17 protein-coding genes and 2 pseudogenes are annotated in these 13372 nt (G+C 46.9%); 11 read left to right on the top strand and 8 right to left on the bottom strand.

What is annotated here, in order from left to right:
* The 5 genes and pseudogenes from Xmir_RS21195 to Xmir_RS21215 all read left to right on the top strand — a co-directional run.
* Positions 1–107 (top strand): annotated as a pseudogene (locus tag Xmir_RS21195) (IS5/IS1182 family transposase); the annotation flags it as partial.
* Positions 108–188: 81 nt separating this feature from the next.
* Positions 189–731, top strand: coding sequence for an Ail/Lom family outer membrane beta-barrel protein (locus tag Xmir_RS21200; RefSeq protein WP_099115996.1), 543 nt, complete (start codon positions 189–191; stop codon positions 729–731).
* Between the two features lie 63 nt (positions 732–794).
* Complete coding sequence (locus tag Xmir_RS21205) at positions 795–1505, top strand: C40 family peptidase (protein ID WP_099115997.1); 711 nt, start codon at positions 795–797, stop codon at positions 1503–1505.
* Positions 1502–2059: a tail assembly protein gene (locus Xmir_RS21210; RefSeq protein ID WP_099115998.1), complete on the top strand. Its 558-nt coding sequence runs from the start codon at positions 1502–1504 to the stop codon at positions 2057–2059. The genes Xmir_RS21205 and Xmir_RS21210 overlap by 4 nt, the downstream gene beginning before the upstream one ends.
* A 210-nt stretch (positions 2060–2269) precedes the next feature.
* Positions 2270–2647, top strand: coding sequence for a type III PLP-dependent enzyme domain-containing protein (locus tag Xmir_RS21215; RefSeq protein ID WP_145956943.1), 378 nt, complete (start codon positions 2270–2272; stop codon positions 2645–2647).
* A gap of 128 nt (positions 2648–2775) precedes the next feature.
* Here Xmir_RS21215 and Xmir_RS26020 read toward each other — a convergent pair whose 3' ends face one another.
* Both Xmir_RS26020 and Xmir_RS21220 read right to left on the bottom strand, forming a co-directional pair.
* Positions 2776–3114, bottom strand: coding sequence for a hypothetical protein (locus tag Xmir_RS26020; protein ID WP_167386038.1), 339 nt, complete (start codon positions 3112–3114; stop codon positions 2776–2778).
* A complete protein-coding gene (locus Xmir_RS21220; protein ID WP_167386039.1) occupies positions 3039–3242 on the bottom strand; it encodes a transposase in 204 nt (67 codons plus the stop codon). The genes Xmir_RS26020 and Xmir_RS21220 overlap by 76 nt, the downstream gene beginning before the upstream one ends.
* 86 nt (positions 3243–3328) lie before the next feature.
* Between Xmir_RS21220 and tnpA the strand changes: the two genes are divergently transcribed.
* The 3 genes from tnpA (at position 3329) to tnpC (ending at position 5573) form a co-directional block, all read left to right on the top strand.
* Positions 3329–3637: an IS66 family insertion sequence element accessory protein TnpA gene (tnpA, locus tag Xmir_RS21225; RefSeq protein WP_099116001.1), complete on the top strand. Its 309-nt coding sequence runs from the start codon at positions 3329–3331 to the stop codon at positions 3635–3637.
* Positions 3631–3969, top strand: a complete 339-nt coding sequence (tnpB, locus tag Xmir_RS21230; protein WP_099116002.1) for an IS66 family insertion sequence element accessory protein TnpB — start codon at positions 3631–3633, stop codon at positions 3967–3969. Before tnpA ends, tnpB begins: the two co-directional genes overlap by 7 nt.
* Positions 3970–4037: 68 nt before the next feature.
* Positions 4038–5573, top strand: a complete 1536-nt coding sequence (gene tnpC / locus Xmir_RS21235) for an IS66 family transposase (protein WP_099116003.1) — start codon at positions 4038–4040, stop codon at positions 5571–5573.
* 51 nt (positions 5574–5624) lie between these two features.
* Here tnpC and Xmir_RS21240 read toward each other — a convergent pair whose 3' ends face one another.
* The 6 genes and pseudogenes from Xmir_RS21240 to Xmir_RS21270 all read right to left on the bottom strand — a co-directional run bounded on the left by Xmir_RS21240 (position 5625) and on the right by Xmir_RS21270 (position 10855).
* The gene (locus Xmir_RS21240; RefSeq protein ID WP_099116004.1) at positions 5625–6197 is read right to left on the bottom strand and encodes a hypothetical protein; all 573 of its coding nucleotides are present in this window, start codon (positions 6195–6197) and stop codon (positions 5625–5627) included.
* A gap of 504 nt (positions 6198–6701) precedes the next feature.
* A complete protein-coding gene (locus Xmir_RS21250) occupies positions 6702–7451 on the bottom strand; it encodes an SDR family NAD(P)-dependent oxidoreductase (protein ID WP_167386040.1) in 750 nt (249 codons plus the stop codon).
* Entirely contained in the window at positions 7444–8052 is a 609-nt protein-coding gene (locus tag Xmir_RS21255; RefSeq protein ID WP_099116007.1) for a histidine phosphatase family protein, read from the bottom strand. Before Xmir_RS21255 ends, Xmir_RS21250 begins: the two co-directional genes overlap by 8 nt.
* A 7-nt stretch (positions 8053–8059) precedes the next feature.
* A pseudogene (locus tag Xmir_RS21260) lies at positions 8060–9269 on the bottom strand (methionine adenosyltransferase).
* Between the two features lies 1 nt (position 9270).
* Positions 9271–10152 carry a phosphotransferase gene (locus tag Xmir_RS21265; protein WP_099116008.1) on the bottom strand — a complete coding sequence of 294 codons (882 nt, stop codon included), beginning with the start codon at positions 10150–10152 and terminating at the stop codon, positions 9271–9273.
* The gene (locus Xmir_RS21270; RefSeq protein WP_099116009.1) at positions 10139–10855 is read right to left on the bottom strand and encodes an SDR family NAD(P)-dependent oxidoreductase; all 717 of its coding nucleotides are present in this window, start codon (positions 10853–10855) and stop codon (positions 10139–10141) included. Before Xmir_RS21270 ends, Xmir_RS21265 begins: the two co-directional genes overlap by 14 nt.
* A 47-nt stretch (positions 10856–10902) precedes the next feature.
* Here Xmir_RS21270 and Xmir_RS21275 point away from each other — a divergent pair, with 47 nt between their 5' ends.
* From Xmir_RS21275 to Xmir_RS21290, 3 genes are all read left to right on the top strand, one after another.
* Positions 10903–11463: a recombinase family protein gene (locus Xmir_RS21275; protein ID WP_099116010.1), complete on the top strand. Its 561-nt coding sequence runs from the start codon at positions 10903–10905 to the stop codon at positions 11461–11463.
* Positions 11447–12640, top strand: a complete 1194-nt coding sequence (locus Xmir_RS29675) for a DUF7146 domain-containing protein (RefSeq protein ID WP_244171009.1) — start codon at positions 11447–11449, stop codon at positions 12638–12640. The genes Xmir_RS21275 and Xmir_RS29675 overlap by 17 nt, the downstream gene beginning before the upstream one ends.
* Before the next feature lie 382 nt (positions 12641–13022).
* Positions 13023–13208, top strand: a complete 186-nt coding sequence (locus Xmir_RS21290; protein WP_099116011.1) for a hypothetical protein — start codon at positions 13023–13025, stop codon at positions 13206–13208.
* Positions 13209–13372 lie beyond the last annotated feature (164 nt).

Consider the following 13372-nt stretch of genomic DNA (forward strand, 5'->3'; position numbering starts at 1 on the left):
ATCTTAAACGTTGGCGTGGTATAGCGACCCGTTATGCCAAAACGAGTGCCTCATTTCTTGCTGCCGTTCAGATTCGTTGTCTCGCTCTTTGGTTAAATATTTTATGACGACACTATCTAGGAAACACAAAAGGATAAAAAAATAATTTCTGTACACTGTTTGTGTTTTTTTAATCATTAAGGTTTTTTATGAAAAAATTGGCTTTAGCAACATTAGTTGTAGCAGGAGTATCGGCTTTATCTATGAGTGCACACGCCGCTGGCGAAAGCACTATTTCAGCAGGCTATGCGCAGAGCCATGTCAAGATTTCGGGCGATAAACTAGACGAAAACCCAAAAGGCTTCAACGTCAAATATCGTTATGAATTCGATAATGATTGGAGTGTGATCGGTTCGTTCGCATACACTCACCAAGGATATGAATATTATTATGGTGGATACAAAACGGCTACTGTTGATTTAGATTATTACTCGTTGACCGCTGGCCCTGCGTACCGTATCAATGAATATGTAAGTGCATATGGCTTAATTGGTTCGGCTCATGGTAAAGCGGAGGCCAAAAACAGGGTGAATGGACTTTCATATAGTGAAAGTAAAACTGAACTCGCCTACGGTATTGGCTTACAGGTTAACCCGATCCCAAATATGGCTATTGATGCATCATATGAATATGCAAAACTCGGTGAGTTCAAGGTTGGTACGTGGATGATCGGTGTTGGTTATCGATTCTAAGAAATTAATTTAAGTATAACTTAACCTGCTTCGGCGGGTTTTTTGTTATATAGAGGAGCCTACATGCGCCCACACATTATTCAATCCATCATAGAGCACGCCCAAACAGAATACCCCAATGAATGCTGTGGTCTGGTAATTCAAAATAGTCGCAAGCAGCAATATATCCGTTGCCGCAATACCGCCCCTTCTCCGACAGAACAATTCAGCCTCCATCCCGAAGATTACGCCGCCGCCGAAGACGCAGGAACGATTGTCGCCATTGTCCACAGTCACCCGGACGCGACAACACAACCCAGTCAGTTAGATATTGCCCAGTGTGACCTGTCACAAGTTCCGTGGGTGATCGTCTCATGGCCGGAGGGGGATATTCGCACAGTGATACCGAGTGAGGGTATCAAGCCCCTGTTAGGTCGCCCGTTTGTGCATGGCATTTGGGACTGCTATTCCATTGTGCGCGACTGGTATCAATTGGAGCGTGGTATTGAGATCCCCAACTTCGCGCGCTCAGATGGCTGGTGGAACCGGGGCGAAAACTTGTATATGACGAACTATGCGTCGGCGGGTTTTGTTGAGTGTAGTGGTGAATTACAGACAGGTGACGTGATCATCATGCAGGTGCAGGCCGATGAGCCTAATCATGCCGGGGTGTATATCGGCGAGGGATTGATGTTACACCATATGTACGGGCAGCTTAGCAATCGCGTGTCTTATAGTGGTTATTGGCAGGAAAGAACCATGAAAACAGTCAGGTATCAGGAGGTAACGACATGAACACACTACGAATAATACGCTTATACGGCGCACTCGGTGCTTTGTTCGGGCGAGAGCACCGACTGGCAGTCTCTTCACCACAGGAAGCTGTCCGGGCATTATCTGTCCTGATTGACGGCTTTGAAAAGTTTCTCCTGACTGCCAGAGAGCGCGGGTTAACCTTTGCGGTGTTCAATGGCAAACACAATATCAGCCAGGATGAACTGGCATTTTCCGGTGAGGACGATATCCGCATTGCCCCGATGATTATCGGCAGCAAAAAAGCGGGTATTTTCCAGACTATTCTCGGTGCGGTGATGGTGGTTGCCGGGGCGTTTATGTGGACAACCCCGTGGGGGGCACCAATGGTGATGTCCGGTATCGGAATGATGCTGGGGGGCGTGGTGCAGATGTTATCACCCATGCCGGGCGGACTGGCACGACGGGAAGATCCGGACAATAAACCCTCATATGCTTTTGGTGGTCCCGTGAACTCTATCGCACAGGGCAACCCCGTTCCGATAGGGTATGGCCAGCGCCGCATCGGGGGCGCGATTATCTCGGCAGGTATCTAGAGAGTATAAAAAACTGTGGGGCACTTGAGTTATTTGTCTGTAAAATGGGCAATTCAACTGGGCTATTACCTATTAATGACCCATGAATACTTATACCGTTAAGTGGCTCTCCGCCAAGTTAGCCCTCTGGTTTAGGTTGCCAGATTAGACTGCTTTAACTGCTTTACCGCATAAGTGCCCCACAGTTTTTTATGCTCTACAATTAATAAATTGATTACAGGAAGTTCTCTTCCCAATGTTGATTTAATCTTTGAAAGCGGTAGGGCGATTATTGGAAGTGCAGGCAGGCTTTGCTGTGCTATTCTTGACTTTAATCTTGATATTTCAAATCCTTACGTAGTAATTAATTGTGGTGTTTCTCAAATTGGTGGGCTTTATTTGCTGCGTCGATTAAAAGAACCAGAACTTGAATTTTATAGTGATGCTGATTCTGAATATAGTTCAGATGGATTAATTTGTAAGGTATTTGGCCCTAGTTGCACACAACTGGACATGCTTGGTTATATCAAAATATCAAAAGAATATGTGAAAGTCGGGGGGTATTGTATTGTGATAATCTTGGTGCTTATTGCAGTACCGCTGCCTTGAACGGTTTTCATGGTAAGAAAAAAATATATGAAACAATTGTAAGCGCCTAAATAATCCAGAGCAAGATTATGAAATCCTATTTTTTATCCACTGGCGACCTTGTACCCGATTTTGTGTAATAGCCATTTTCATTTTAAAGGTGACCGGTTATACAGTTCACGCACCCGAATGCGTAACTGCATCCGTTCCGTGTCGATGGGGCGTTGTCGCCAGGCATAATAGGCACTGTGTGACACCTGAAGCACCTGGCATACCGTGATTGGCCATCGGGAACTCAGCCGTGTGATCAACGCATAGCGCCATGGCGCATCTCGCTCATCAGCACGGCCGCCTGCTTTAGGATTTCTTTTTCCATTTCCAGGCGTTTCACCTGTTTTTCTGATGCCTGTATCTAGCGTTGTGCGGGCGTCAGTGCCTTGCCCACAGGCGTAACTCCCTGCATTTCGGCCTGGTATTGGCGAACCCATTTTCCCAGGGTGCTGGCATCAATTCCCAGTGAGTGGGCGACCTTAACAACCCGCTGCTGATGGAGAATAACTTGTTGAACCGCTTCCAGCTTAAATTCAGCGGAATAGTGGCGTTTGGTGGGTTTCAATTGTAAACCTCCGGTGAACTCACCTTGTTTGCGCGTTTCCGTTTCGGCAGGCTGAACCCCCAGTTCTTTCCGAAACGAGGTTTTCTATGCCCGCATTACGTTACACACCCCGCGAACAGCAGCAACAACACATTGCCGACTGGCGGGACAGCGGGCTGTCCCGTAAACAGTATGCCCAACTGCACCATCTCAACCCCAAAACACTCGCCCGCTGGATTGCCAATGAATCACGTCTCACCCCGGATAAATCGCCGGTTTCCTCCTTTATTCCCGCCATCGTGACGTCAGCACCGCTCTCCACAACGGCGATGGTCACCCTGAATCTGGCCCGTTGCTCCATTACCTGCCGGACTGACCAACTGGCGGCGATTATGGCGGAGCTGAAGTTATGTTAACCCCTAAAACGATTTGGCTGGCCCGGGATCCTGTGGATATGCGTCAGGGCATCGAAACCCTCACACAGCGCGCCGCCGGGCATTTGCACCTGATCCGAGAAGCCGGCGCGGCAGTGGTCTTCTGCAATAAATCCCGTTCGCGCATTAAAGTGCTGCAGTGGGATGGCCACGGCGTCTGGCTTTGTACACGCCGTCTACACCGGGGGCATTTTACCTGGCCTCGCCAGGGCGAAACCGTCTGGTCACTCACCGCCGCCCAGTTCGCCTGGCTGACTAAGGGGATCGACTGGCAGCAGGTGGCGGGGCTGCCGTTATCCGGCTGGGAAACCTGAGTGATGGCGATCACAGTTGTTTCATTCAGCCCCGTGATTATGCTTGCGCGTTATGCCATGCTGTCGGCATGGAGATTAACGCCAGCCTGATAACACAAGATCCGGATGTCCTGCGCCAGCTCGCGCAGCGGTTATTGACGGACTTATCAAATGAGCGTGACAAAAATCACGCCCTATTACAACGCATCCAGGTACTGGAAGCAGCACTGAAAGCGGCGCAGCGCTGGCGATTTGGGCGTAAACGGGAAGCGTTCCACGGCGAACAACGCACGTTGGCGGACGAAGATACGGCGGCCGATACCGCCGATCTGGAACAGCAGCTCACGGCCTTGTTGCCGGGCGATCGTGACGCGCCACCGCGCTCCCCGAAACGCCGCCCCTTACCGCCTGCGCTGCCCCGTCAGGAAACCCGTCTTGAACTCCCCCATCAACACTGCCCTGACTGCGGCCAGACACTGCGTTTTTTACGCGACGAAGTGAGTGAGCGACTGGATTATGTGCCGGCTCGTTTTCTGGTTCACCGCACGATCCGGCCGCACTACAGCTGCCCGTGTTGTGAAACGGTCCACGCGAAATCGTTGCCGCCTCAGCTGATCGAGAAAGGGCAGCCCGGCCCCGGGCTGTTGGCTCAGATCACGCTGGCAAAAGCGTGTGATCACCTGCCGCTTTATCGCCCGCAGAAAATTTATCAGCGCAGTGGCGTCGATATTCCCGGCAGTACGCTGGCCGACTGGTTCGGCGCCGTCGGCGCGGCGCTGAAACCGCTGGCGGACGCCCTCCGGCAGGCGTTATTACACCACGCAGTGCTGCAGGCGGATGAGACACCGCTGTTATTGCTCAATACGGAAAAGGGAAAAAGCCAGAAAGGGTATCTGTGGACCTACGTCAGTGCCGCCGATGCCGGGCATCCGGTGGTGGTGTATGACTGCCAGCCGGGCCGCAGTGGACGGTATGCCAGGGCGAGACTGGCAGGCTGGCAGGGCACGCTGGTTGTGGATGGTTATGCCGGTTATCAGGCCTTGTTCGAAGAAAACGGCAGACGGGAAGCCGGCTGCTGGGCGCATATCCGACGGAAATTTTTTGAACTGTATGAATCCCACCAGAGTCCGTTGGCGGCGGTGGCACTGGAGACTATCCACGAGTTATACAGACTGGAGCGGTTAATCCAGGCACGTCCGCCAGAACAGCGACGGCGCTGGCGTCAGCGTTATGCCCGACCCCGGTTGCAGGACTTCAGGAAATGGCTGTTACTGAAACAACAAAGTACGATCCCTAACTCCGGTATCCGCAAGGCCATCGACCATACCCTGAAACGGTGGCCCGCCTTGCAGACCTATCTGGATGACGGCGTTGTGCCCATCGACAATAACCGGACAGAGAATGCGATCAGACCGGTGGCGGTGGGCCGAAAAAATTGGCTGTTCGCGGGTTCGCTGCGGGCGGGGCAACGCCTGGCCGATATCCTGAGCCTGCTGGAGACGGCCAAAGCCAATCAGTTAGATCCCTTCATCTGGTTACGGGATGTCTTGACCCGATTACCCACCTGGCCGAACAGCCGGCTACAGGAACTATTGCCATACAGCAGCAATACCTTCCCATCCTGATTAATCTCCGCACAAACTAACGGTGTTTTGCAAGGTGAGTTCACCGGAGGTTTACCTTCTACACGCAAAAACCATAAATCGATTATCATCGGCGTAGAAGTTTTCCAATTGATAGGGATGAAATGGATTAAGCACATATATTGGTTTTTCTACAAGCTCATCTACCAAAGTAACATATGCACCATTTCCTAGCTTAATGTTGTCTCTACTGTGAGAGAACTCCTCAAGTTGCTTTGTAGTCCAATCATGCTCTGAGAGAAAACGGTACGCTCCCATCACCTCGATATGTGGTTCTAGCAATGAAGAGTCATACGGAACCTCACCTAGACCTCGCCTCGCCAAAAAGTTCAGCGTAGAGTACTGTTTCTCGAAAACCCTATGTTTTTTCGCATAACTGCTGTCAAACATCGAGATTCCCATGACTTGAACGCCATACTGAACTAATAGCTCTTTAAGCAAGGAAATGGCATAGTCGGCCTTTTTTTGTTCTGTGAGACTTTCGGGCTTAAGCACTAATACGAATTCATTCTCGTCTGGGCAGTTCGATATCAAAGCATCATCTGGATAATGCAGTACTTTGTAACTGGGCCAGTTTTCAACTGGCAAAATTAGGTCATCTATCATATAGTTCATCAAGTACGTTCGATATATCTAACTTACTAGCCACGATGAACTTGCGTCCTTCGAAATGACTGTAAATACTTCTATTTTTTTTACGAATCTTATTTCGTTGAGTAAATGCGTAGTGCAGCATCCCATCCTTTTTTGTTATTCCTCCAAATGTCTCAATGTTTCCATTCCATAACATCTCTTTAGTGAGAACTCGTTTCACTGATCTGCGAAGTACTCTAAAAAAAGATATAGGAAATGGGACTGACATTAGGATTACCACGTCCACGACTTCATAGAGAGTAGAGCGGAATTGATCATACCCCCCATCGAACACAATTGAATTATGTTTCTCGTTCAACTGGTTGATTTCGGCATTTGCCGACAAAAAATCACATTTAGTCCAACCTTTATTCCATACAATCGCATCCAATTCAACGTGCTTACAGCCTAGAGCGCTGGCAACTTTCCTTGACATAGTTGACTTACCGGAGCCGGGACTTCCTACTATCCAAACCTTCATTTTGTTGTATATCCACCATCCACAATCAAGTCGATCCCCGTAATAAAGCTAGATTTCTCAGACAAAAGAAAATAGATTGGCTCAGCAATCTCGTTCGGCATTGCAAGTCTACCCAATAACTGCATTTGTCCTAGCTCAGGATGTTGATTCGCTTCTTCTAGATCGACGTTGAACTCTTCTCCTATGTAATAGGCATTATTCTTAGTCCATGTAGTTCCGGGACTAATAGAATTAACACGTATTCCACTACTACCTAGCTCCAAGGCCATTGCTCTGCTCAATGCTGAAACCGCAGCCTTTGAGGCCGAATAAGTACCATACCCTTTTTGAGCAATATGAGCAGAGATTGACGACATATTTACAATTGATGCACCTGTTCCCATCAGGTTCCTTAGCTCAGTAACAATTACCGAATATGCCGCTGGGCCGCCAATCACCGAGCGCTCCCACGCTTCGAAATCACGGGAAAAAGTTTCAAAGTATACATCAGCAGCTATATTTGCAATTCCGTCTAGCTGCTCGCATTTTTCACGAACTATCCTGGTTGCATTCCTAATCGAGCTAATGTCAGTGATATCACAGCAGACCTTTATTACATTAGGATGCTGCTCAATTAGGATTTCGTCGTAGCTTTTATCAAAGGCTATTAGTCTGTGCCCCTTGCTGACTATTAAATCAGCAATAGCCCGACCAATCCCTTCGTTTGCACCAACTACAAGGTATGTTTTAATTGTTTCGTTACACATTGAGATAAGCCAACGTTCTATTCTTAAATAAATAATCCTCAACGAGAACTGTGTATTTCCCTTGCTCAAATCGGTATGAAACATACCCACTACTGTCAAGCTTGAGTTTCTGGAATGCGGCAATAACAAAGGAAGCAGAGAAGCCATGAGTTACTACAGCAATCGACGAATCGCTTTTTTCGTAAACATCTTGGATAAAACTTTCTACACGGGTAAAAAGCTCGCCCCTTGACTCAGCCCCTTCACATATCCTATGGTTTTCTCGGTCTCCTGTCGGAGATGCTGGAACAATGAGTTTATTGTGTTCATCCTGGTCCATTCCTTCATGTTTCCCAAATGACATTTCACGCAATCGCGAATCAAACACTATAGGTAGCTGTGTTCCTGAAAAAATCTCATTTGATGTCTGCTGGCAACGTTTTAAGTCCGAAGAATAGACTTTTGTGATATCATCGATAGCACCTGAATCCACCAGTTTTTTCTTTACCAGTCGTGCCTGTTCAAGCCCTTTTTCAGTGAGGCTAGAGTCAAACCAGCCTCCAACACGTTTATTCACACCATGGGTAGCTTCACCGTGCGTAATTAAGTATATTTTCTTCATGTTCACCTTAACACATAGTTACATTCGTGGTCACAAAATCATTAATGTAGTTGCTAATGTTAGAAAGCTCAGTCTCGATCAATTTCTTGACAGCATTGTTGTCAACAGGAATAGAATCCATAATTACAAGAACATCATCTGGCTTCTTTAGTGGACTACCTTTATAGGTTTGGATATGAACTTGACAAGGTGAGCCAAGCTCTTGATAGATCTGGTTCGCCAACTTATGACAGAAGTAGCCATAAATCTTCCCAGTGTGGTCTATCGGATTTTTCCCACAAGGTGCTTCAATGCTCATCGGGCGCATCGGTGTTATCAGGCCATTTAGGCGATTCCCGCGCCCGACAACTCCTACATCACCTGTATCTGCAGCAGAGCCTAATGCAGTCAAGTACGGTTCTCCAGCACGGTCCTGAGGATTTATATCTAGTTCAAATCGATTCCCATCTAAATCAGAGAAATTCCTAGTTATTTCCTTATGAAGAATTTCTGCGATAGAACTCTTTCTTTCTAAATAATGAGTCCTGGATCGAATACTTGCCGCAAGGAACGGTAGATTGACAATGACTCTATATTCCTGCTCTTTACGCGAACCAAAGACCTTTATGTCAACCAGTGTCGGGATGCTTTGCCTTGAAATCAGCGCTAGTTAGATACTTTTCTACAAATAAAACAATGCCTTCCAAAATACTATATGGAGCGTAGCCAGAGATTAAGTTACAATCATTTGACACAAGCTCAGAAACGTCACTAATACTTGGTAACTGGCTCTCAGATTCTGGTTGATAGCGATTAGCCTTCCTGCCTGCTCCCTGATAGTCGACCAACTTGTTTTCAATGACTAAGTGCAGCTCAGAGTCAAAGCCAGTAAGATATTTACCCAATATTTCTGAACAGGCTTCCTGCAAAATCTGTTTCACGGGAATGTTGTATGACCCAACTTTGTTAGTTACTTTCCCAGCAAACACTACAGTGTAAGGTTTTAAAACCTTGCCAACTCCATACGAAATATCAGACTCACCACCAATAATCATTACTTTGTCAAACCAATGGTTTGCGACCTTTCCAAATTTCGAAATACAGTACTTCGAATACTTATGTGATGCTGTCTCTGCAATGTAGTCTGATAGAGTATCAGGATGGCCAACGCCCTTACGTTCAACAAACTCATGATGACAAGCATCACTTTTAGAGCTTTTCTTTAAAACAATATTCATACTATTTATTAAGTAACCTACTTGTTAGATTCATGTTTGAGCGAAACGCTCCCCAAAAATGTGCTACCCACCCTATATACCAGTGGAGTAGATTGTCATTTTCCTTAACCTTTGCAACCTGCTGCACACTCGGAATAAAATACGTTGCACCTACCAAAAAGATTAGTTTTAGCTGCTCAGCTGTAAAACGTTTCAAAAAATGCCTTATGTACTCATTGCTTAGCACAGTAGATAACTCAAAATTACCCCGTCCTACTTTGCAGAGCTGCCAATATGACTTTCCTATGTCATAGGGAAAACTACCTGCCTTCACCTCATCCCAGTCTATGACCGAAACAAGTTTTCCCTCACTAAAAACTAAGTTTTGACTCTGAATGTCTCCGTGAATAATGTGGGGGTTTATCGACAATAGACTGCTAAGTTCACAACTTTTGTCCTGCAAGTAATTCAAGAGGTTTTCTATAAGTTCCCTTGCGACTAAATTAGACAGCTTTGGATGCTCCACTATACTTAATTCCGATATGTAATCTCCTACATTACAAACGTTGACTGCACTGCTGTGCGGAGACATTACGTCCACCTTCAACAACTCGTCAAATAGACCTAAGCATTCCTCAAGATGATTGGTACTAAAATTATAGTGATCTCCATCAACATACTTCCGTGTAACGAATCTATTACCTGTCGTGGAGTACTCCAAAATTGGTGAATACTTTCTCTTAAAGTAACCACTTCTGGTTAGATATTTGTCGAACAAAATTAACCGTTCTATTGACTCATTTTCTACATGACCACCAAAAACCTTTTTGTGGTGAAAACCAGTTTTCACAGCAATCTTGAAGTTTTTGTTCCCACTATTCGTGCGAATTTCACTTTGACACATAGGACAATTCTTTACCCTCTCGATAGAAACAACCGTTCTTTAAATCACCAAAGTTTGTTATCGTGGCAACCAGACTCTTTGAAGCCGCAACGACAGACTTTCCTCTGCGTCCCATATCAGTACAAACTAGTCCTGGACAATAAGATATCGCCTTTACATTGTTGGTGCTTTCCGAGTTTATCTTTTGTGCAAGATAGATTGTGATTCCATTGAGAGCCAGCTTCGAAGTACGGTAGAAGTTTCCAAATTCATATCTTGGGGTTTCTAACCGCCCCAGTCCACTGGTTATATTCACAATCAACCCCTTATCATTAACTAACATGTTCTCCAGAATGTGATTAGCCAAGAAAAAAGGACTAATTAGGTTTACATTTAGCGTTGTCTGAAACATAGCTGGAGAATTCACCTCCGAGTTCTTCACTGCAGGATTGTCCAAATAAACACCTGCATTGTTGATCAACAGATCTATTTCAAGAGGTAGCTTATCTAAGTTTGAGACGACATCTTCTGGTTTAGATAGGTCAACTGCTAAGCCGCCTCCATAAGTGTAGCGGCTCGCAATCAACTTTTGTCGACCCACACTAAGTGAAAATGAAATTTCCCCCCCACTACTGCACTTGGCGTCCCACTTGGGTCTACCCCAAGAAGACAATCCGATGAGACAGATTTTGTGTCTTATTAGGGTTGTTTTTGTCTCATCCACATGCTACGTTTCATTCATCTAAAGATAAATGAGACACTTTCCCCATTATGGCACTTTATGGCTATGCCCGCGTATCAACTAATGATCAGGATCTCGCCCTACAGTCACAAATGCTTCGTGCTGCCGGCTGTGAAATCATCCGAGCCGAAAAAGCCAGCGGAACCAGACGGGATGGGCGGAATGAACTGCAATTGTTGCTGGATTTTTTGCGTCCGGGCGATACGCTTATTGTCACGCGTATAGATCGTCTGGCGCGTAGCATCAAAGACTTGCAGGATATTGTTTATTCCTTAAATCAGCGGGGAATTACCCTTAAGGCGACAGAGCAACCTGTCGATACACGCACGGCCGCCGGAAAAGCCTTCCTCGATATGCTGGGTGTCTTCGCTGAATTTGAAACCAACCTTCGCCGTGAGCGTCAGCTGGAAGGGATTGCGGCGGCAAAAGCGCGTGGCGTGTACCGTGGACGGAAATCATCCATTGATCCTGCAGAAGTATACCGCCTGTATGTGATTGAAAAAATGGGGGCCACGGCGATTGCCCGTCAACTCGGTATCGGCCGGGCCTCAGTTTATCGTGTGTTAGATAACTATGGGCAGCCGGCGTAAATCCATTCCTGTCGACTCCTTGTTGCAATTACGGCAACGGCTAGACCGCCTGCCGCCCAAAAGCCCGGAACGAGCAACACAAATTGCGGCGATCGCGCAGCTGTACAGCGTTTCCGTTACCACGGTTTACCGGGCGCTTCACTTTGCTCTTAAGCCACGCTCGGTTCACCGGTGCGACCATGGTATTCCCCGCGTCCTGCCCCAACCTGAGTTAGAACATTATTGCGAGCTGATCGCAGCCTTAAAATTGCGTACTACCAATAAATCCGGTCGTCACTTGTCAACCGAACGTACCATCCAGTTGCTTGAAGAATATGGTGTGCAAACAGAGCAAGGGGTTGTTCCGATGTTTCGTGAACAACCCAAGCCTTGGCTGCTTGAGCTCCAGGAAGAAATGGAGAAAAGAATGGAGCGTGAACGCGCTTACAGTGCTCGTTTCCGTGAGAAAATTGAGAAGGTATGGAACGAGTGTTTGCCGTTCTCCAGTCATGTGACTGAGCCAATGCGTCTGTACTTCAAAAACCGCGAGCTCCTGTTTAAGGTTGATGAAGTAGAAAAATCAGACAGCCTGCGGTTCAATCCGGCTATGTCCTACTATGACGAAGATGGCAACGAAGTTGGGAAATTCCCGACTATCGTGTGCGCTATCCGAGATATAGAGGGCAATCTGGTAACGCTCCACCGCATCTATCTCACCCAAAACGGTAAGAAAGCCAAGGTCGGCAACGCCAAGAAAATGGTGCCCATTCCGGAAGGTCTGGACGTCAATGGCGCGGCCATCCGCCTCGGTGAACCGACTGAGGGTATCCTGGGGGTTGCAGAAGGGTTGGAAACAGCTCTTTCCGCTTATCGGGTCACTCAAATCCCGGTTTGGTCAACGGTCAATGCGACCCTGATGGAGTCCTTTGAGGTTCCGGAAGGTGTTCATACCGTACTGATCTGGGCTGACAAAGATAAGTCTGTGACTGGTGAAAAGTCAGCAAATATGCTGAAAGCCAAGTTGGAGAAGCGCGGCACTCGTGTGTACGTTCTGCTGCCTAAACTCCCGATCCCTCCCAGAGCGAAAGGAATTGACTGGAATGATGTCCTGATGAGTCAGGGGAGCCTTGGTTTCCCGAATGCTCGCTACCTGCGCGATTTCATTGCGAGAAGGAGAGCTGAGTATGACCGTCATTGATGTCTCAAAGGTCGATACTACGCCTGAAAATGACCTCGGTGTGCCCCTTATCACCCCCTGTGGAGTGGGAGGGGTGCTCTGAGGCCTACGTTGAGCTTATGTGGTCTCAGTATCTGATGCACGGCTAGAAAATGATGGTGACGGCCTCCTTTGTAAGAAGGGAGCCTATCTAATACTACAGCCGTAGCCCATATTGTGTCATTATAACTTTCTTCTCTTCCTCAAAATAAAGGGTGGTGCCACATTCCATCACCTGCCAAAATTTGAGAACAAGAACTGCTGACATTACATGCCCATCTACCTGTGGGATGTCAAATTCGAATTGTTAAAAGTAGCCCCTTGAACAGGGGCATTTAATCCATTTTTTATTATAGGTGTCAATATGGCAAGGGTAATAACATACAAAGATGATAATTTAGAACACTTACCAGCTGGTTGGCTGAGTGGTTTAGTAACGTTGTGTGGGCTGTCTGATTTTTCAGAGGGGGATGATGGAGGTGATATGAATGAGATTCATGAAGGTATTGTAACATGTGATGTTTGTCGTGATATGGCTAGATATGGCTAGGGTCATTTTTTGCTCGGTACAACCTGACGAAATAGAGGAAAATGAAGAACATGAGTAATACTTAGTTAACCCGAATTCTGGATAAGAAGTTGACGAGAAGCCTGTTCCAGGAGCAAAGTTTTGGTGCACACCCAAAAACAGCTCCGAGGTGGAACAGGCTATGG

It is taken from the genome of Xenorhabdus miraniensis (assembly GCF_002632615.1).